The 18,588-nt window shown below is 71.6% G+C and carries 15 protein-coding genes; 4 read left to right on the top strand and 11 right to left on the bottom strand.

Annotation, left to right across the window (positions count from 1 at the left end; translation table 11 throughout):
* Positions 1 to 178: 178 nt before the first annotated feature.
* The 5 genes from OG207_RS16595 to OG207_RS16575 all read right to left on the bottom strand — a co-directional run bounded on the left by OG207_RS16595 (position 179) and on the right by OG207_RS16575 (position 5,036).
* The gene (locus OG207_RS16595) at positions 179 to 2,560 is read right to left on the bottom strand and encodes an ABC transporter permease (protein WP_329099307.1); all 2,382 of its coding nucleotides are present in this window, start codon (positions 2,558 to 2,560) and stop codon (positions 179 to 181) included.
* Complete coding sequence (locus OG207_RS16590; protein WP_329099306.1) at positions 2,557 to 3,243, bottom strand: ABC transporter ATP-binding protein; 687 nt, start codon at positions 3,241 to 3,243, stop codon at positions 2,557 to 2,559. The genes OG207_RS16595 and OG207_RS16590 overlap by 4 nt, the downstream gene beginning before the upstream one ends.
* Positions 3,240 to 3,764 (bottom strand): PadR family transcriptional regulator, encoded by a 525-nt coding sequence (locus tag OG207_RS16585; RefSeq protein WP_030010968.1) that lies wholly within the window; start codon positions 3,762 to 3,764, stop codon positions 3,240 to 3,242. The genes OG207_RS16590 and OG207_RS16585 overlap by 4 nt, the downstream gene beginning before the upstream one ends.
* A gap of 133 nt (positions 3,765 to 3,897) precedes the next feature.
* Complete coding sequence (locus OG207_RS16580; protein WP_329099305.1) at positions 3,898 to 4,131, bottom strand: hypothetical protein; 234 nt, start codon at positions 4,129 to 4,131, stop codon at positions 3,898 to 3,900.
* On the bottom strand, positions 4,128 to 5,036 hold the full coding sequence (locus OG207_RS16575; RefSeq protein ID WP_329099304.1) for an SPFH domain-containing protein: 909 nt from the start codon (positions 5,034 to 5,036) through the stop codon (positions 4,128 to 4,130). The genes OG207_RS16580 and OG207_RS16575 overlap by 4 nt, the downstream gene beginning before the upstream one ends.
* Before the next feature lie 232 nt (positions 5,037 to 5,268).
* Here OG207_RS16575 and OG207_RS16570 point away from each other — a divergent pair, with 232 nt between their 5' ends.
* A complete protein-coding gene (locus tag OG207_RS16570) occupies positions 5,269 to 7,542 on the top strand; it encodes a transglycosylase domain-containing protein (protein ID WP_329099303.1) in 2,274 nt (757 codons plus the stop codon).
* 78 nt (positions 7,543 to 7,620) lie between these two features.
* Here OG207_RS16570 and OG207_RS16565 read toward each other — a convergent pair whose 3' ends face one another.
* The 3 genes from OG207_RS16565 to OG207_RS16555 form a co-directional block, all read right to left on the bottom strand.
* On the bottom strand, positions 7,621 to 9,510 hold the full coding sequence (locus OG207_RS16565; protein WP_329099302.1) for a SpoIIE family protein phosphatase: 1,890 nt from the start codon (positions 9,508 to 9,510) through the stop codon (positions 7,621 to 7,623).
* Positions 9,511 to 10,214: 704 nt separating this feature from the next.
* Positions 10,215 to 10,934, bottom strand: coding sequence for a cytidylyl-2-hydroxypropylphosphonate hydrolase (fomD, locus tag OG207_RS16560; RefSeq protein ID WP_329099301.1), 720 nt, complete (start codon positions 10,932 to 10,934; stop codon positions 10,215 to 10,217).
* A gap of 115 nt (positions 10,935 to 11,049) precedes the next feature.
* Positions 11,050 to 12,453 carry a class II fumarate hydratase gene (locus tag OG207_RS16555; RefSeq protein ID WP_329099300.1) on the bottom strand — a complete coding sequence of 468 codons (1,404 nt, stop codon included), beginning with the start codon at positions 12,451 to 12,453 and terminating at the stop codon, positions 11,050 to 11,052.
* A gap of 133 nt (positions 12,454 to 12,586) precedes the next feature.
* Here OG207_RS16555 and OG207_RS16550 point away from each other — a divergent pair, with 133 nt between their 5' ends.
* Positions 12,587 to 14,092, top strand: coding sequence for a ricin-type beta-trefoil lectin domain protein (locus tag OG207_RS16550; RefSeq protein WP_402695409.1), 1,506 nt, complete (start codon positions 12,587 to 12,589; stop codon positions 14,090 to 14,092).
* A gap of 116 nt (positions 14,093 to 14,208) precedes the next feature.
* Here OG207_RS16550 and OG207_RS16545 read toward each other — a convergent pair whose 3' ends face one another.
* A complete protein-coding gene (locus tag OG207_RS16545) occupies positions 14,209 to 14,997 on the bottom strand; it encodes a glycerophosphodiester phosphodiesterase (RefSeq protein WP_329099298.1) in 789 nt (262 codons plus the stop codon).
* A 42-nt stretch (positions 14,998 to 15,039) separates the two neighbouring features.
* Between OG207_RS16545 and OG207_RS16540 the strand changes: the two genes are divergently transcribed.
* A complete protein-coding gene (locus OG207_RS16540; protein WP_329099297.1) occupies positions 15,040 to 15,210 on the top strand; it encodes a hypothetical protein in 171 nt (56 codons plus the stop codon).
* Positions 15,211 to 15,400: 190 nt separating this feature from the next.
* Here the strand turns inward: OG207_RS16540 and OG207_RS16535 are convergent, their stop codons facing one another.
* Positions 15,401 to 16,012 (bottom strand): hypothetical protein, encoded by a 612-nt coding sequence (locus OG207_RS16535; RefSeq protein ID WP_329099296.1) that lies wholly within the window; start codon positions 16,010 to 16,012, stop codon positions 15,401 to 15,403.
* A gap of 66 nt (positions 16,013 to 16,078) precedes the next feature.
* Complete coding sequence (locus OG207_RS16530; RefSeq protein ID WP_329099295.1) at positions 16,079 to 17,743, bottom strand: fumarate hydratase; 1,665 nt, start codon at positions 17,741 to 17,743, stop codon at positions 16,079 to 16,081.
* A 150-nt stretch (positions 17,744 to 17,893) separates the two neighbouring features.
* Here OG207_RS16530 and OG207_RS16525 point away from each other — a divergent pair, with 150 nt between their 5' ends.
* Positions 17,894 to 18,568 (top strand): DUF1707 SHOCT-like domain-containing protein, encoded by a 675-nt coding sequence (locus OG207_RS16525; RefSeq protein WP_329099294.1) that lies wholly within the window; start codon positions 17,894 to 17,896, stop codon positions 18,566 to 18,568.
* Positions 18,569 to 18,588: the final 20 nt, after the last annotated feature.

Genomic DNA, 18,588 nt, shown 5'->3' with positions numbered 1-18,588 from the left:
CCGAGTACTGGACGTACTTGGGTGCCCCGACAACGCGGCGAGGTGCGGTGCCGGACGCCGCGGGCCCGGGGGCACCTCCCAGCGGTAGCTGGGGGAGGGACTTTGACGACAGGACCTAGGGGGGATGGTCGGGGGCCGTCCCGGGAACGGGCGGACGGGGTTCAGGAGGGCGCCGGGATCACTCCGTGCGCAGGCCGTCCGGGCGCATCAGCCGCAGCAGCGGCGGCAGGCTCAGCAGGGTCACGACGACCACCACTCCCGCGCCGGCCGCCGTCATCCCGAGCACCGACGCCCAGTCGATCCGGACGGGCTGGGCGGCCATGCCCATCAGGACGGCGCCCAGCCCCACGCCGACCCCGGCCGCCAGCACCAGGCCGAGCACGATCGGTACGGCCGTCTGCCACAGCACCGACAGGCTCAGCGTGGAGCGCTTGGTGCCGAAGGCGACCAGGGAGGAGAGCAGCCGCCGGCGCTCGCGCAACTGCTCCAGCTGGGAGACGAGCAGGCTCCCGCCGATCAGGACCAGTACGGCGGTGGCGCCGAAGAACAGCCCCGTGCGGATCGAGGAGTAGCCGGCGGCCTGCGCGGTGTGCCGCAGCGTCATCGCGGTGACGGACGGGTCCGCCTTGAACACGGCGTTGCGCGCCCGGTCCAGGGCGTCCGGACCGGACTCGTCGACCTGGACGAAGATCCACGCGTCCGGGAAGGCGCCGATCTCCTTCGGCGCGGCCGCCGGGGTCACCAGCAGGCCGCTGCGCAGGTGACCGGCGGGGTCCTCCCGGCTGGGGACCGTACGGGCGTCCGCCGGGACCTTCCACTTCGCCGGAGCGGGTTGGGCGGGCAGCCCGGATTCGGAATCGGACCCGTACCCCCTGACGTTGCCGACGAACAGCTCGTCACCGGGCTTCGCCGCGCCCCCGTCGGAGCGCTGCCAGGCCTGCGGGGCCGGTGCCGCGGAGCCGGTCAGTACGAAGGCGTCGCCGTCCTTGCAGGAGTCCAGCGACGCGACCTCGCTGAGCGCGTCACAGGTGCCGATGGTCACCGTGACCGTCTCCTGCGTCGCGGGCACCTGGCGGGCGGCCGACACGTTGGTCAGTGGAACGGCGCGGGTGACGCCCGGCACGGCGGAGATCCGCTGCGCGAGCTCGTCCATGCGCGTTTGCGTCTCGCGGTTCACCATGACGGCGACGGCGGCCCTGCCGGGGTCCTGGCCGGTCGGCTTGGTGTAGTCGCCCTCGACGCCCGCGAAGAGCATCTGGAGGGCGATGGCGCCCGCGACGGCCACGGCGATGCCGTTGACGAGGCGGGCGGCGGCGCCGCTGTTGACCTGGAGCCGGCGCACGGCCAGCTGCCAGGAGACCGGGCCGCCGGACGCCTTCGCGACGAACCGTTCCAGCAGCCAGGGCAGCAGTACGGTGATCCCGACCAGCAGCAGCACCACACCTGCGCTGACCTGCCACTGGTTGAACCTGCCGTGGCCGTTGCCGCGGCCGCGCAGGGGCACGAGCAGGCCGAGCCCGACCAGCGGGAGCAGCAGCCGCCACCAGACGCGGCGCCGGGAGGGCCGCGCCGTCCGGACGACGCCCAGCGGCTCGATGACCACGCTGCGCAGCGCGAACAGGGTCACGGCCACCGCCGCCGTGGGCACCGCGACGGCGACCAGGGCGGCGAGCCACGGCGCCGGGTCGAGGTCGGCGGGGAAGACGCTGCGCTGCTGGAGGTCGACGCTGCCGACCAGGGAGCGGCCGACGGCGAAGAAGCCGACGCCCAGCACCAGGCCGACCAGGGAGCCGGCCAGCGCCTCGCCGGCCGCGATCCGGCGCACCATCCGGCTGTCGGCGCCGACCAGCCGCAGTGCGGCGAGCCGCCGGTCGCGCCGGTCCCCGCCGAAGCGGACGGCGGTGGCGATGAAGACGGCGACGGGCATCAGCAGGGCGACGAAGGTCAGGACGACCATCAGCATGAGCACGGGGTCCAGGCCCTCGCGGCCCGCGTCGTAGCCGAAGTCGGTGACGCGCTCGACGCGGTAGTCCTCGGGGCCGCTCTTCTCCAGGGTGTCGCTGCCCAGGTAGAAGAACAGCTCGCCGGGGCCGACCAGGCCGGGGTCGCCGATGATCTCAACTACCCGCGCGTCGAGCCGCTCGCGCAGCAGGGCGCCGTCGGGGGACTTCAGCAACGCGTCGAGCGCGGGGGAGATGGCCATCTCGCCCGGGCCCGGGATCCGCTTCAGGCCGGGCGGCAGCGGGGCTCGGGGGCCCTCGGCCCGGAGCATGTGCCCCTCGATGTCCGTGCGCCGGTACGTCTGGTTGACGGGGGCGGTCAACAGGGTGTCGGGGCCGGGGGCGTCGGCCCGCTCGGAGTTCATCGTCGACCGTGCGTCGCCGCGCTCGTACCGCGCGGCGAGGGCGCCGGGGATGGCGGTGCTGATCAGCAGCAGTGCGACGCCGAGACCGACGCCGACGCCGGTGAGCAGGGTGCGGATCCACCCTTCGCGGCCGCCGCCGAAGGCGAAGCGGGCGCCCATGCCGAGGTCGCGGGTCCAGACCTGGAGCCGGCTCATACGATCCGCTCCATGTCGCGGGATTTGCCATCGCGTACGACGATCTCGCGGTCGGAGTAGGCGGCCACGCGGGTCTCGTGCGTCACGAGCACGACGGCGGCGTTCGCGGACCGGGCGGCCTCGGTGAGCAGCTGCATGACGAGTTCGCCGTTGAGGGAGTCGAGGGCTCCGGTGGGTTCGTCGGCGAAGATCACCCGGGGGTCGGTGACGAGGGCGCGGGCGACGGCCACGCGCTGTCCCTGGCCGCCGGATATCTCGCCGGGCCGCTTGGCGCCGAGGTCCTCCACCTGGAGCTGCTCCATCCGGTGCAGGGCGGTGCGCTCGGCCTCCTTGCGCTTGACGCCGGTCAGGCGCAGCGGGAGGGCGACGTTTTCCACGCAGGTCAGCTCCGGTACGAGCTGGCCGAACTGGAAGACGAAGCCGAACTCGGTGCGGCGCAGCTCGCTGCGCTCGGCGTCGCTCATGGAGGTAAGCTCGCGGCCGGCGTAGGCGATGGAGCCGGAGTCGGGCGCGACGATGCCCGCGAGGCAGTGCAGCAGGGTCGACTTGCCCGAGCCGGAGGGGCCCATGACGGCGACGACCTCACCGGGGTGGATGGAGAACTCGGCGCCGTCGAGGGCGTGGGTGGTCCCGTACGCCTTGCGCAGGTCGGTGGCCGCGAGCAGCGAGCCGGCCGGGGTCATCGGCGTACCTCCCGGGCGAGCTGGTCGAGGCGGGCCGCGGTGAGCTCCAGCCACCGCAGGTCCGCCTCCAGGTGGAAGAGGGCGTGGTCGCAGACGAGTTGGTCGGCGATGTCCCCCTTGCGCTTGCGCTGGGTCAGGATGCGCATGAGGCGCAGGTGCTCGGCGCGCTGGGTGTCGAGCAGCTCGTCGGCGCGGCGGCCGGTGAGCAGGGCGAGGACGACCTTCGTGTAGAGGGTCGAGTGGAGGTACGGCTCGGGCTTCTCGGGCTGGGCGAGCCAGGCCTCGACGTCGGTGATGCCGGCGTCGGTGATGGCGTACCGCTTGCGGTCGGGGCCGCCGCCGCTCTCGATCCCGTCGACCTCGACGAGGCCGTTCTTCAGGAGGCGGGACATGGTCGAGTAGACCTGCCCGTACGCGAGGGGGCGGTCGTGGCCGAACTTCTCGTCGAAGGTGCGCTTGAGGTCGTAGCCGTGGCGCGGGCCGGCCTCTAGGAGGCCCAGGAGGGTGTGACCGATGGACATCCCGTGACTCTACACCGCGTGTATACGCGGAGTGTATATAGGGCGGGGAGGGGCGGAGGGGCCGGCCGCCGCCGCGTCCCGGAACGACGTACGCCCGTGGGGGCCGGAGTACCGGCCCCCACGGGCGTACGGGTCATTCTGCGGGCTTCGGAGGGCGTCCCCGGCGCGGAATGGGGCCGGGGGACGAAGGGAGGCGGCCGGCCTCGGCGAGGGCCCGGCGGAGCAGGAACTCGATCTGCGCGTTGGCGCTGCGCAGTTCCTCGCCGGCCCAGCGGGCCAGCGCGTCGTACACCTGCGGGTCGAGCCGTAGCAGCACCTGCTTGCGCGCCTGTCGGCCCGCCGGCTTCTCCTCGCCGCCGGGGGTCACTGGTAGAGGGTTCCCGTGTTGACCACCGGCTGGGCGGCGCGGTCGCCGCACAGGACGACCATCAGGTTCGAGACCATGGCCGCCTTGCGCTCCGGATCCAGGTCCACGATGTCCTGCTCCGCCAGCCGGGTCAGTGCCAGTTCGACCATGCCCACCGCGCCCTCCACGATCTGCTTGCGGGCCGCCACGACCGCGCCCGCCTGCTGGCGCTGGAGCATCGCGGAGGCGATCTCCGGAGCGTACGCGAGGTGCGTGAAGCGGGACTCGATGATGTGCACACCGGCCGCGTCGACGCGGTCGCGTAGTTCGACCGCCAGCTTCTCGGTGATCTCCTCGGCGTTCCCGCGCAGCGACAGGCCGCCCTCGTCGTGCGCGTCGTAGGGGTACTCGATGGCTATGTGCCGGACCGCCGCCTCGGCCTGGGTCTCGACGAACTCCGTGAAGTCCTCGACTTCGAAGGTGGCCCGGGCCGTGTCCTCGACCCGCCACACCACGACCGCCGCCAGCTCGATGGGGTTGCCGTAGGCGTCGTTGACCTTCAGGACGGCCGTCTCGTGGTTGCGCACCCGGGTCGAGATCCGCTCGCGGGAGGTCAGCGGGTTGGTCCAGCGCAGCCCGTCGGTGCGGATGGTGCCCCGGTAGCGGCCGAACAGTTGGACGACCCGGGCCTCGCCCGGCGCCACCGTGTTGAGCCCGCACATCGCGAACGTGGAGAAGAGGCTCAGGAGCACGCCGAGGGTGATCAGGGCCGCCTTCGCCGCCACGGCCGTCGCCACCGAGCCGGCCACGATCAGGCCGGCACTCACCAACAGGCCCAGCAGGCCGAGCAGTAGGGCCAGGCCGCCGCCGACGCTGCGCGCGGTGAACTCCCGTACTCCGTCAGGGGTGGCGTTTTCGTTCGTCATGGTTTGCCCCGTTTCTCAGCTCACGGCCGATCGGACTGTCTAGCAAAGTGATATCACTTTTTTGCGCTTCGGCAACCCTTCGGCTTAGGTGAGCGTCGGTTCCCATGACGCGGGTGCTGATTCTCACGTCCGAAATGACCGTAATTAGTCATGGTTGGCCAACTTTTGTCACAGCCTGCGGTGTTAGCTTTCTGAGCTGACGTCGGGGGGGAAATCGAGCGGAGCGGGAGCGATGGGCCGAGCAGAAGTGCGTAAGGCGCAGCAGCAGCGCGGTGCGCGGCGTGCGCCGAGCGGACGCGCGCAGGGCACCGAGGGAAGCGGAAGTACCGGAAAACGCACCGGCATACGCCGCTTCTTCACCTGGAAGAAGATCCTGGGCACGTTCTTCGGGCTGGCCCTGCTCGGCATGGGTGCACTGGTCGCCCTCTACATCTGGGTAGAAGAGCCGGACCCCAACAAACAGGCGCTCCAGCAGAGCAACGTCTACAAGTACTCAGACGGCACGATCATGGCCAGCAAGGGCAAGGTCAACCGCGAGATCCTGCCGATCGACAAGATCCCGATGGACGTTCAGGAGGCGTTCATTGCGATCGAGAACAAGTCCTTCCGCAGTGACCAGGGCGTGGACTTCAAGGGTCTGGCCCGCGGTCTGTGGAACACGGCGACCGGGCGCGGCAAGGCCGGTGGCTCCACGATCACCCAGCAGTACGTCAAGAACTACTACTTGACGCAGGACCAGACGGTGACCCGCAAGCTCAAGGAGCTGGTGATCTCCCTCAAGGTCGACCAGAGCAAGGAGAAGCCCGAGATCCTCGCGGGCTACCTGAACACCAGCTACTTCGGGCGCGGCGCGTACGGCATCCAGGCGGCCGCCCAGGCCTACTACGGCGTCGACGTCGGCCAGTTGACCCTGGAGCAGGGCGCGTACCTCGCCACCCTCGTCCAGGCCCCCAGCCAGTACGACTGGTCGACCGCCAGCGAGGAAACCAAGAAGCGGATCACGATCCGCTACAACGCCACCTTCGTGAACATGGTCGAGAACGGCAAGCTGGACGAGGCCAAGCGCAAGACGCTGAAGTTCGTCGAGCCGCAGCCGCCGCAGCCGGCGATGGGCATGGACGGCCAGAAGGGCTACCTGGTCCAGGCGGCCGAGGCCGAGCTCAACGCCCAGGGCGTCGAGCGGAAGCTGATCGAGGCCGGCGGCTGGACCTTCACGCTGAACATCGACGCCAAGAAGCAGGAGGCGCTGGAGAAGGCCGTCCAGGACGAGCTGGAGTCCAAGCTCGACCGCAAGGACACCAAGGGCAAGCCCCAGGACCAGAGCGTGCAGGCCGGTGCCACCTCCGTGGACCCGAAGACCGGTGCGATCGTCGCGATGTACGGCGGTACGAGCCTGAAGGAGCACTGGTCGAGCAACGCCCTGCGCAAGGACTACCAGCCGGGCTCGACCTTCAAGCCGATCGTGCTCGCCTCCGCCCTGGAGAACGGCGCGAAGACCCAGGACGACAAGCCGATCACGCCGAACGCGCTCTACGACGGCACCAGCAAGCGCGCGGTCGTCGGCAGCGACATCCACTTCGCCCCGCAGAACCAGGAGGACCGCAACTTCGGCACCCCGATGATGACGGTCCAGGAGGCGACCAACTTCTCGGTCAACTCCGTCTACGCGCAGATGATCGTGGACACCAAGCCGCGCAACGTGAAGAAGACGGCCCTGGCCCTCGGCATGAAGGACCGCGAGGGCTGGCCCGAGGACAAGCCGGCCATGTCGCTCGGCACCATGAGCGCCAACACCGTGGAGATGGCGGGCGTCTACGCCACCTTCGACAACCACGGCAAGAAGGTCACGCCGACCATCATCAAGAAGGCCGAGCACAAGGACCGCGAGGTCGAGCCGGCCCAGCCCATCGGCTCCCAGGCCATCAGCCGGCAGACCGCCGACACCGTCACCAAGGTGCTCACGGGCGTCGTCAACGACGAGGGCGCCTCCGGCAACAAGGTCCGCAGCAGCTCCTACGAGGCCGCCGGCAAGACCGGCACCACCGAGAACAACGTCTCCGGCTGGTTCTCCGGGTTCACCCCGGAGCTGGTCACCGTCGTCGCGATCTTCGGTGAGGAGCCCGGCACCGCCAAGCAGGTCACCCTGACCGGTACGGCCGGCCTCGGCCGACTGGGCGGCTCCAGCTTCCCGGCCTCGATCTGGAAGGCGTACACGCTCGCCGTCCTCAAGGGCAACGCGGGCAAGTTCCAGCTGAGCGAGGCGGAGATGGGCGCCGTGCAGACGCCGTCCCGCAGCGCCTCGCCGACGCCGTCGACGTCGCCGTCCTCCAGCGCTCCGGCGGCCAGCACCAGCCCGACGACGCCGACCCCGTCGACGTCCACGTCCCCGTCGCCCACCGCGACCAAGACGTCCCCGTCGCCCACGACGAGCACGTCCCCGTCGCCCACGGCGACCAAGACCGGCGGCCCCAAGCCGCCGGACCCGCCGCTGCTGCCCGAGAACTAGGCCCTGCCGGTAGACCACGCACCGCCGCCCCGCAGCCTTCCAAGGCTGCGGGGCGGCGGTCTTTTCGTTCTCGCGCGATCAGCGGCGCTCGGGCGTCGCCGGCAGCGACAGCTCGAACCAGACGACCTTTCCGCTGCTGAGTCGCGTCGCACCCCAGCGCCGGGCCATCCGGTTGACCAGGAACAGGCCGCGGCCGCCCTCGTCGGTGTCCCGCGCCCGCCGCTGGCGCGGCAGCTGCGGCGAGTCGTCGCCGACCTCGCAGCGCAGGACGTCCGTACGCAGCAGGCGCAGGGTCACGGGCCGCTCCGCGTACCGGACGGCATTGGTGACCACCTCGCTGACCAGCAGCTCCAGCGAGTCGCTCAGCTCCTCCAGGCCCCACCGGGTCAGGGCGCGGCGGGCGAACCGGCGGGCCCGCCCCGGGGCGGTCTCCTCCGGGTCCAGGAACCAGTAGGCGACGTCGCTGGGCGCGATGCCGTCGAACCGGGCCGCGAGCAGCGCGATGTCGTCGTCCCGGTCGCCCGGGCCGAGCATGTCCAGGACGTCGTCGCAGAGCGCCTCCAGCGGCGGCGGGTGGTCCAGGCCCGTCAGCTGGGCGGTGGTGGCCAGGCGCTCGCGGAGCTGCTCGATGCCGGTCCACACGTCCCGCAGGCGCGATTCCACCAGACCGTCGGTGTAGAGCAGCAGGGTGCCCCCGGCGGGCGCGTCCAGCTCCACGGCCTCGAAGTCGACGCCACCGACGCCGATGGGGGCGCCCGGGGGTACGCGGAGCACCTCCGCGCGGCCGCCCAGGTGCAGCAGCACCGGCGGCGGATGGCCCGCGTTGGCGATGGTGATCCGGTGCGCGACGGGATCGTAGACGGCGTACAGGCAGGTGGCCATGCGGTCGGAGCCGAGGCGCTGCGCCTGCTCGTCCAGGTGGTGCAGGACCTCCGCGGGCGGCAGGTCCAGCTGCGCGAGGGTCTGCGCGGTGGTGCGCAGCTGACCCATGATCGCGGCGGAGGTCATGGAGTGGCCCATGACGTCGCCGACGACGAGCGCGACCCGGCTGCCGGGCAGCGGTATGGCGTCGTACCAGTCGCCGCCGACCCGTGCCGTCTCGGCGGCGGGCAGGTAGCGGGAGGCCAGCCGCACCCCGGTGGGCTGCGGGAGGCCGTCGGGCAGCATGGTGCGCTGCAACTCGTCGGCGATGTACGCCTCACGGCCGTACAGGACCGCCTTGTCGATGCCGAGCGCGGTGTGCGTGGCCAGCTGGGCGGCGACCAGGAGGTCGTTCTGCTCGAACGCGGGACGCTCGGGGCTGCGCAGGAACACGGCGGCGCCGATCACCCGGCGGCGGCCGCGCAGCGGCGCGAGGACGGCCCGGTTGCCGCGCGGCAGCGGGTGCTCCACGCCGAGCAGCTCGGGCAGCGCGGCCCGGGCGGCGGCGGAGGACCCGAAGACGGGCCGTACGCCGCGCAGCACCTCGGCGAGCGCGCCGCCGGGCCGGATCTCGCACAGCTCGGCCGCGGGCAGGTCACCCTGCGGTCCGACCAGCGGCAACTGGCTGAAGTCGAGCTCGCCGGTGGCCCCCGCGGCCCCGGCGAGGTCCATCCCCGCGCCGATGGTGCTGCTGATGTCGGTCAGGTCGTCGATCGGTCGGAGCCGATCGGTGCGCCGGAGCCTTAATACGACCGGGCCGACGGGCCGCTCGTCGCCGACCGGGAGCGGGTCCCGCAGGTAGACGAGGATGGCGTCCGAGAAGGTCGGTACGGTCGCCCGGCACAGGCCGAGCACGATCTCGTCGAGGTCGATGCCGCGGGCGATCCGCCTCGTTGCGGCGCCGACGAAGCGCAGCCGGTCCCCCTCGCGGCGCGCGACGGTCACCTCTGCGACCGGTACGCCGCCCGCACCGCCCCCGTGGCGTCCGGCGCCGCCGTCACCGCTCGTGAGCGTGCCGGCCGCGGGGCCGATTCCGTCATCGGCCATGTCGTCACTCCCGCCGCGCGGGCGCGGGGCCTCGTCGGGACCACCGTGCCCGGCCGCGCCGATCGACGCGTCCAGGCCGCTCGCACCGGGCCGGGGGCGGGCCGCGCCCTGGCCGGGCTCGGCCGCGGCCGGCACCTCGCCGGGGACGGCCGCGTTGCGGCGGGGCCGGGGAGCCCGGCGCTGCCGCCCGCGCCCGCCGCGGAGCGGGCCGCTCGCGCGTCGGAGGCGGCCGCGGCAGCCGTGCCGTCCGGCTCCGCCGCCGCGCCGGTGCCCGCGGCATGCGTGCGTACGGCCTCGGTGGCGGCGATGGGCGCCTTGCCGTGGCCGGCCTCGTCCGTACCTCCGCCGGAGGCGACGGGCTGCGGGCCCTCCTGGGAGGTGGGGTACTCCGTCACGCGTGGATTTCCGTCCGTTTGCGCTCGATGTGCGCTGCACTCAACTCGGTCAGTCGCGGTATACCCGCTCAGCGGCCGGGGCACCATCACCCCGAGGTTCCTGCCCCAAACTTCTCTCCCAACCTCCGGCCGGGAGGTGCCCCTGACGGACCCCCGCCCCCTCGTCGCCTCTCGTCGTGCGTCCGACCTCCGGTCAGATCCCGTGTGCGGAGCGGCACTTGCGCAACGGCGCAGCGGCCGCACCGTCCCGCGCGCGTGACCTCGTGGAGGACGATCCTACGTTTGAACCCTGGGGGCGCATCAAGGGTCTCATGAGGTCATATGCGCCGGGGTGGTGTCCCAGTCATCCGGAAGGGCCGGAATCCTCCAGGCTGGATCCGGCCGCCAGTTCTCCCAACCGCCGGAGAACGGGGCTCCCCATTCCTCGATCACCTCGACCGCCGCGCGGCCGGACTCGCGTACCCGGTCGGCCTGCTCACGGTCCATCAGACCGCACTGCTGGGCCTGGGCGAACTCGTCCTCGTCCAGCCACTTCCAACTGCGGTCCGGATGGACGGCGATGTCCAGGAAGTGGTCCACGGAGTCCACTCCGCCGGCCCAGCGCGAGCGCGGCTCCTCCAGGTTCACGTACCAGTTCTTGAACTGCCAGCCGGGGCCCCAGAACAGCCACACCGACCAGGGTTCCCCGGGCCGGGCCAGCTTCAGGACGCCGCTGCCGAACCAGCGCGACCGCGCGGTCGTCCGCGGTGCCGTGTAGCGGGTGGCGAGCGGCTCCGCGTGGACGGAGGTGCCGTCGGCGAGGACCGGCTTGACGCACTCGGTGCCGGGGGCCATCCACACCGCCAGCAGCTCGTCCGTGTCCTGTACCACGGTCACCGGGCGGCAGATGTGGACCGGGCCCTTCAGCCCGGGGGCGTGGTCGCGGTAGCGCCAGAGGACCTGCTCCCCGGGTGCCCAGCGCGGGCCCTGCGCGGGACTCCGCGGCGCGCTCGGCGCCGCGGAGTCCCGGGGCTTGAAAGTACCTGTCATGCGCAGATCTTAGGGCGGGGGTCCCCGCGCCCGCTGCGGCGCAGGTCACCGGGGGGGGGTTCGGCGGTGACGATCGACCGGATCCGGCCCCCGTCCGCGGGTGCGCCCGGACGGGTCAGGGACGCGTCATGCGCAGCACGTCGAGGGCCTCGTCGAGCTGCTCCAGGGTGAGGGCGCCGCGCTCCACGTAACCGGACTCCAGGACCACCTCCCTGATCGTCTTGCGCTCGGCGAGGGACCTCTTGGCGACCTTCGCGGCCTCCTCGTAGCCGATGTAGCGGTTGAGCGGGGTGACCACGGAGGGCGAGGACTCGGCGTATTCCCTGGCCCGGGCCTCGTTGGCGGTGATCCCGTCGATCGTGCGGTCGGCCAGCAGACGGCTCGCGCTGCCGAGCAACCGGATCGATTCGAGGAGGTTCCTGGCCATCACCGGGAGCATCACGTTGAGCTCGAAATTGCCGGCCGCGCCCGCCACGGCGACGGTCGCGTCGTTCCCCATGACCTGTGCGGCGACCATCAGAACGGCCTCCGGGACCACCGGATTGACCTTCCCGGGCATGATCGAGGAGCCCGGCTGGAGATCCGGGAGATTGATTTCGGCCAAACCGGTGCGCGGTCCGGAAGCCATCCAGCGGAGGTCGTTGGAGATCTTGGTGAGGGAGACGGCGATCGTGCGGAGCATTCCGGAGGTTTCCACGAGGGCGTCCCGGGCCCCCTGCGCCTCGAAGTGGTCGCGGGCCTCGGTCAGCGGCAGCCCGGTCGTGGCGGCGACTTCGGCGATCACCGCGGCGGAGAACCCGGGCGGGGTGTTGATGCCGGTGCCCACGGCGGTGCCGCCCAGCGGCAGCTCGGCCAATCGCGGCAGGGCCGCCCGCAGTCGCTCGATGCCGTAGCGGATCTGGGCGGCGTACCCGCCGAACTCCTGGCCGAGGGTGACCGGGGTGGCGTCCATCAGGTGGGTCCGCCCGGCCTTGACGACCTGGGCGAACGCGTCCGCCTTGCGCTCCAGCGCCGCCGCCAGGTGTTCCAGGGCCGGGATCAGCTCGCCGGTGACGGCGGCGGTGGCGGCGATGTGGATGGACGACGGGAACACGTCGTTGGAGCTCTGCGAGGCGTTGACGTGGTCGTTGGGGTGGACCTCGCGGCCCAGGCGCTCGGTGGCGAGGGTGGCGATCACCTCGTTGGCGTTCATGTTGGACGAGGTTCCGGAGCCGGTCTGGAAGACGTCCACCGGGAAGTGGTCGTCCCAGCGGCCGTCCGCGACCTCCGCGGCGGCGGAGCGGATCGCGTCGGCGAGGTCCTGGTCCACCACGCCGAGCTTCGCGTTCACCACGGCCGCGGCGGCCTTGATCCGGGCGAGCGCCTCGATGTGGGCGCGCTCCAACCGCTGCCCGGAGATGGGGAAGTTCTCCACCGCGCGCTGGGTCTGGGCCCGCCACTTGGCGTGCCGGGGTACCCGTACGTCGCCCATGGAGTCGTGCTCGGTCCGGAACGCGTCGGCCTGCTGGTCATCCGTCATTTCTATGGCCTCCTCAAAAACTTGAGCAATTGTCTTGTTCGAAGTGTTCCCAACTCCCCTACCGGCCAGTAAATACCGGGGGTAACACCCATATCCGGGGAGGCGTTCCATGGCACGTGTCCGTACGAGACCAATGCTCAGATCTACCTTCGCCGCCGTCCTGGCGATCGCGGCCGGCCTGGGGGGTGCCACCGCCGTCACCCCCATGGCCCAGGCGGCGCCCGCTTCGGGGGCCGTTGCAGTGCCGCTGTCGCCCGAGCTGGAGGCCGTCCGGGCCGCGGAGGCGACCAAGATCTACGGCGATCCTGCCGTACGTCCGCTGAACGAGCGCAAAACCGGCTTGATATCGCTGGGCGACAGCGAGATTTCGGGCGAAGGCGTCGGCACCTACGACCCCGCGACCAACACGCCGAACAACCAGTGCCACCGTTCGCCGGACGCGGCGATCCACCGCACCGGCATCCCGGCCGACCTGACCTTCAACGTCGCCTGTTCCGGCGGCTACACCGGCAACATCAGGATCGGCGGCACCAAGCAGTACGCCGACGAGCTGGTGCAGAGCGACAACCTGGCCGTCAAGGCGCGCAACACGAAGATCAAGATGGTCCTGCTGGTCGCCGGGGCCAACGACGACCTGCAGTTCGGCCCGGTCATGACCGACTGCGTGACCCGCTGGGTGCTCATCCAGGGCACCTGCGAGCCCAAGTACGGGCCCGGCTGGCCGGCGCGCGTCGACGGGCTGAAGCCCAAGGTGGAGGCCACGGTCGCGGACCTCAAGACCGTCATGCGCGACGCCGGTTACGCCGACTCCGACTACAAGCTCGTCGTGATGGGCTACCCCAGTCCCATCGGGCCCGACTTCTACGACAACCCGAACTTCCCCGGCAAGCTCCCCGGCGGCTGCGCCGGATACGACTCCGACGCCGCCTGGGGCCGCAACCACGCGGTGCCCGCCTTCGAGAAGGGCGTGCGCGCCGCGGCCCTCGCCTCCGGCGCGGTCTACCTGGACAACTCGCGGCTCTTCCACGGCCACGAGGTCTGCATGGAGGACACCTGGGCCCGCGGCCTCTATCTGGACCTCGGGGACCACTTTCCGTGGGACGAGAACACCGCCCGCCAGTCCTTCCACCCCAACTACCGCGGCCACGGCGCCTTCGCGTCCTGCCTGACCCAGCTCTACGACTCGGGTCTGCGCGAGGCCTCCTGCGCCGACCCCGCGAGCACCGGGACGCCCGTCCTGCAGGCCGGCGCCTGGGACGACAAGTTCAAGGCCCTCAAGAACGAAGCGACCGGCAACTGTCTGGACTCCTTCGGCGGCTCCAGCACCAACGAGACCAAGATCGCCGGATGGGACTGCCACGGCGGTCGCAACCAGGGCTGGTGGTACGACGGCGTCCGCAAGTCCGTCCACATCGAACTGACCCAGGACCGCTGCCTCGACGTCCCCGGCGCCCGCTACGGTTCCGGCACCGGCCTGATCATCTGGAACTGCCACGGCGGCGCGAACCAGCAGTTCGTCCGTGACGGCGCCACCTTCCGCCCCGCCGCCGCCCCGGGCATGTGCCTGACGGTGGCCGCCGCCCACGAGCCGCTGCGCCTGCAGACCTGCAACGGGTCGGCCGACCAGCGTTTCGTGTAACCGCCCCGCACCCGCGGCCCCCGTCACCCGCAGCCCCCGCACCCGCAGCCCCCCACGCCCGGCCGGCGCACCCCGGCCGGGTGTTTCCCGTACCGGTCCCGCCGACGGGCCGCGCGTCAGATGCCCGCCAGCTGCTCCCGCACCTGCCCGGGCCGGTTGGTGATGATCGTGTCCACGCCGAGCCGGACGCACAGCTCCACGTCCTCGGGCTCGTCGACCGTCCACACCCGCACCCGCAGCCCCTTCGCCTTCAGCCGCGCCACCAGCCCCGGATCCTTGCGGACCAGATCGATGCCCGGCCCGGCGTGCCCCGCGAACGGCGGCCGGAGCGGCCGCAGCCGCCGCTCGATCAGGTAGACGGCGGGCAGGCCGGGCGCGAGCCGGTTCAGCCTGATCAGGGCGTTGCGCGAGAAGCTCATGACCTCGACCAGACCCGACGAGCCGTCGGCCAGACCGTGGTCCTTCAGGACCCGTACGAGTTCGGCCTCCAGCCGGCCGCCGGCGCGGGTGGGGTGCTTGGTCTCCACGGCCAGCCCGACGGGGCGGCCGGCGGCCAGCGCCTCCTTCAGCAGGTCCTCGAAGAGCAGCACCTGCGCCCCCCGGTGCTCCGCGCCCTTCCAGCCGCCGAAGTCGAGCGCGGACAGCTGTGCGTGGGTCATCTCGGAGACCACCCCGCGGCCGTCGGAGGTCCGCTCCACTCGCCGGTCGTGCACGCACACCAGCTTGTGGTCGGCGGTGAGGCGCACGTCGCATTCGAGCGCGTCGGCCCCGTCGGCGATGGCCTGCCGGTAGGCGGCGAGGGTGTGCTCGGGGTGCTCGTGGGAGGCCCCGCGGTGGGCGATGACCCGGACGGCGCGGGCGGTGGCGGGGAGTGCGGTGGCGGGGAGCATGGACTGCCGGTTCATGGGACAGACGTTATCCGGATGCGGTGACCGGCCCGGTGCCGCATGCTGCTCGGATGCCGGAACAGGAGATGTACGCCGTCCTGCGAAGGCGCGGTCCACCTGCCGGTCGGCGGCCCCGACGGGGTGCCGATCGCCCGGCTGCGCCGGATGTACGGGCTGACGATCGCCGAAGTGGCGGCCGCGGAAGACGGGGTACCGGGCCACCCCCGTTGAGGCCCGGTACCTGGTGGGCCCGACGCCGTGACTACGACGTCGGCCGCGGGGCCAAGGGCGCAGGCGACCCGTTCGACTACGGGAACAGCCTCGCCGGGCGCCCGCCGGCCTGCCATCTGCCGATGGGCGGAGATGCCTGAGGGCCCCTCCCCCGAACGGGGGAGGGGCCCTCAGGTCATCGCGGCCCCGGTCACCCCAGGGCGGAGTCCGCCGCCACGTGGAAGACCCGCGAGAGGCCCGCACGCACGGCCCCCCGCCTGGTCAGTACGGACCGGTCGACCCCTGCGAAGACGAGGGCGAGCGCGATGTCGGCCCCGAGGGCCCGGCCGGCCACGTTCACGTCGACGCGCTTCCACTTGGCGATGCCGGATTCCTTGACCTTGACGGTGACACCGCGGTCCTCGTTGTCCGCCTCGCGCATGAGGACGTACTCCCGGCGGTTGACCGCCCAGAGCCGGTACCGGTCGCCGGCGTGCTTCATGTGCAGGGCGCGGCCCCGATGCGTGGCTCCCCACCGGTTCCGCTTCAGGTACACCACGGCGTCCCCGATGCGCAGCGTCGCCCCGTTCAGCGTCGGCCGCTGGGTTGTCGTCACGTGCATGCCGCGCGATTCGAAGACGGCCTCGGGGATGTGGTGACCGGCGACCTCGGTGGACCGGACATCGTCCCGCGCATGCGGCAACGAAGCCACGGTGATCTCACCCCACTCGGGGGACTTCCCCTCCCATTCGATCCGGCGGCGTTCGTCCTTCTCCCCGCCCTGCCATGCGCGCAGCACGAACGGGGCGCTCTGGGTGTGCACGTCCTGTCCTCCCGGTCGGCCGGGTGCCCGGTGGCGTCGCAACGCCCCGGGCTCCCGGCCGTCGCGCTACAGACCCGGACCGCGGACCGGGATGTGGGTGAAGGTCGGCTCCGGGGCCGGGTTCTGGAAGAAGTCGTTGCCCTTGTCGTCGACCACGATGAAGGCCGGGAAGTCCTCGACCTCGATCTTCCAGACCGCCTCCATGCCGAGCTCCTCGTACTCCAGGACCTCGACCTTCTTGATGCAGTCCTGGGCCAGGCGCGCCGCCGGCCCGCCGATCGAGCCCAGGTAGAAGCCGCCGTGCCGGCCGCACGCGTCCGTCACCTGCTGGGAGCGGTTGCCCTTGGCCAGCATGACCTTGGAGCCGCCCGCCGCCTGGAACTGCTCGACGTAGGAGTCCATGCGGCCGGCCGTGGTCGGGCCGAAGGAGCCCGACGCGTAGCCCTCGGGGGTCTTCGCGGGGCCGGCGTAGTACACCGGGTGGTCCTTCAGGTACTGCGGCATCTCGGCGCCCGAGTCCAGCAGCTCCTTGATCTTGGCGTGCGCGATGTCGCGCGCCACGACCAGCGGGCCGGTCAGCGACAGCCGGGTCTTGACCGGGTGCTCGGTGAGCGTCGCCAGGATGTCGTCCATCGGCTGGTTCAGGTCGATGGAGACGACGTCCGAGGCCTCGTTCAGGTGCTCGTCCGTGGTCTCTGGCAGGAAGCGCGCGGGGTCCCGCTCCAGCTGCTCCAGGAAGACGCCCTCGGCGGTGATCTTCGCGGTGGCCTGGCGGTCCGCCGAGCAGGACACGGCGATGGCGACCGGCAGGGACGCGCCGTGCCGGGGGAGGCGCACGACGCGGACGTCGTGGCAGAAGTACTTGCCGCCGAACTGCGCGCCGATGCCGATCTTCTGGGTCAGTTCGAAGACCTGCTGCTCCAGGGCCTCGTCGCGGAAGCCGTGGCCCAGCGGGGAACCCTCGCGGGGCAGCTCGTCCAGGTAGTGCGCCGAGGCGTACTTGGCGGTCTTCAGCGCGTGCTCGGCGGAGGTGCCGCCGACCACGATCGCCAGGTGGTAGGGCGGGCAGGCCGCCGTACCGAGCGAGCGGATCTTCTCCTCCAGGAACTTCATCATGGAGGCCTCGTTGAGGACCGCCTTGGTCTCCTGGTAGAGGAAGGACTTGTTGGCCGAGCCGCCGCCCTTGGCCATGAAGAGGAACTTGTACGCGCCGCCGTCGGTCGCGTACAGCTCGATCTGCGCGGGCAGGTTCGAGCCGGTGTTCTTCTCCTCCCACATGGTGAGGGGGGCCATCTGCGAGTAGCGCAGGTTCAGCCGCGTGTAGGCGTCGTAGATGCCGCGGGAGAGGGCGGCCTCGTCACCGCCCTCGGTGAGGACGTTCTGGCCGCGCTTGCCCATGACGATCGCCGTGCCCGTGTCCTGGCACATCGGCAGGACGCCGGCCGCCGCGATGTTCGCGTTCTTGAGGAGGTCGAGCGCGACGAACTTGTCGTTCGCGGAGGCCTCGGGGTCGTCGATGATGCGACGCAGCTGTGCGAGGTGCGCGGGGCGCAGGAAGTGCTGGATGTCGTGGATTGCCTCTTCGGCGAGCTTGCGCAGCGCCTCCGGCTCCACCTTGAGGAACGTACGGCCGTCCGCCTCGAAGGTGGACACGCCCTCGGCGGTCACCAGCCGGTACGGGGTGGTGTCCTCGCCCAGGGGCAGCAGGTCGGTGTACGCAAACTCTGGCATGACGGCAGTCATTCCTCACTCGGCAGACGGCGCTGACGACCAATTGGCAGCGCGGCTAACCAGCGTAGGACCTCTCCCCGGGGGCGTGTCTGTGAGGTAAGGCTCACTCAGCAGTATCGCGATCTATCGTGTCTGGCTATGCTGGGCGTCGTGGACCTGGAAAAGCACCCCGCCGCCCCCGCATCCGCTCCCGCGGGCGCCGCCCCCGCCGAGCTGCGCGCCTCCGACGCGGACCGGGACCGGATCGCGCAGATCCTCGGCGAGGCCCTCGCCGAGGGCCGACTGACGGCCGAGGAGCATTCCGACCGCCTGGACACGCTCTACGCGGTCAAGACCGTCGGCGAGCTGGAGGTGCTCGTACGGGATCTGCCCGCGCCCGGCGGCGCCCATGCCCCGTCCGCCTACGCGGCTCCCGCGACCGCCCCGGGCGGCCCCGCCGAGACCATAGTGGCCGTGTGCAGCAGCTCCGCCCGCAAGGGCCGCTGGCGGCCGGGCCCGCACACCCGCGCGATCTCGGTCATGGGCGACATCAACATCGACCTCACCGAGGCGGTCTTCGAACAGCAGGTCACCGAGATCAACGTGACCTGCGTCCTCGGCAACGTCGAGGTCCTGGTCCCGGAGAACGTCACCCTGCGCGGCTACGGCAGCGGAGTCCTCGGCAACTTCGAGGTGCGCGGCGAGGGGCGCGGCGAGAGCGATCCGCAGGCGCCGGTGGTGATCGTGCGGGGTTTCGCCCTGCTGGGCAACATCGAGGCGCGACCCAAGCTCGGTGCCCGACTGGTGGACCTGGCCCGCAAACTGCGCAAGCGCCTGGACGGCTGAGCCCACAGGGCCTGACGAGG

The sequence above is a fragment of the Streptomyces sp. NBC_01439 genome (genome assembly GCF_036227605.1).
GTDB lineage: Bacteria > Actinomycetota > Actinomycetes > Streptomycetales > Streptomycetaceae > Streptomyces.
The sequence above is the reverse complement of the archived record's forward strand: the minus strand, read 5'-3'. Positions and strand labels throughout refer to the sequence as shown.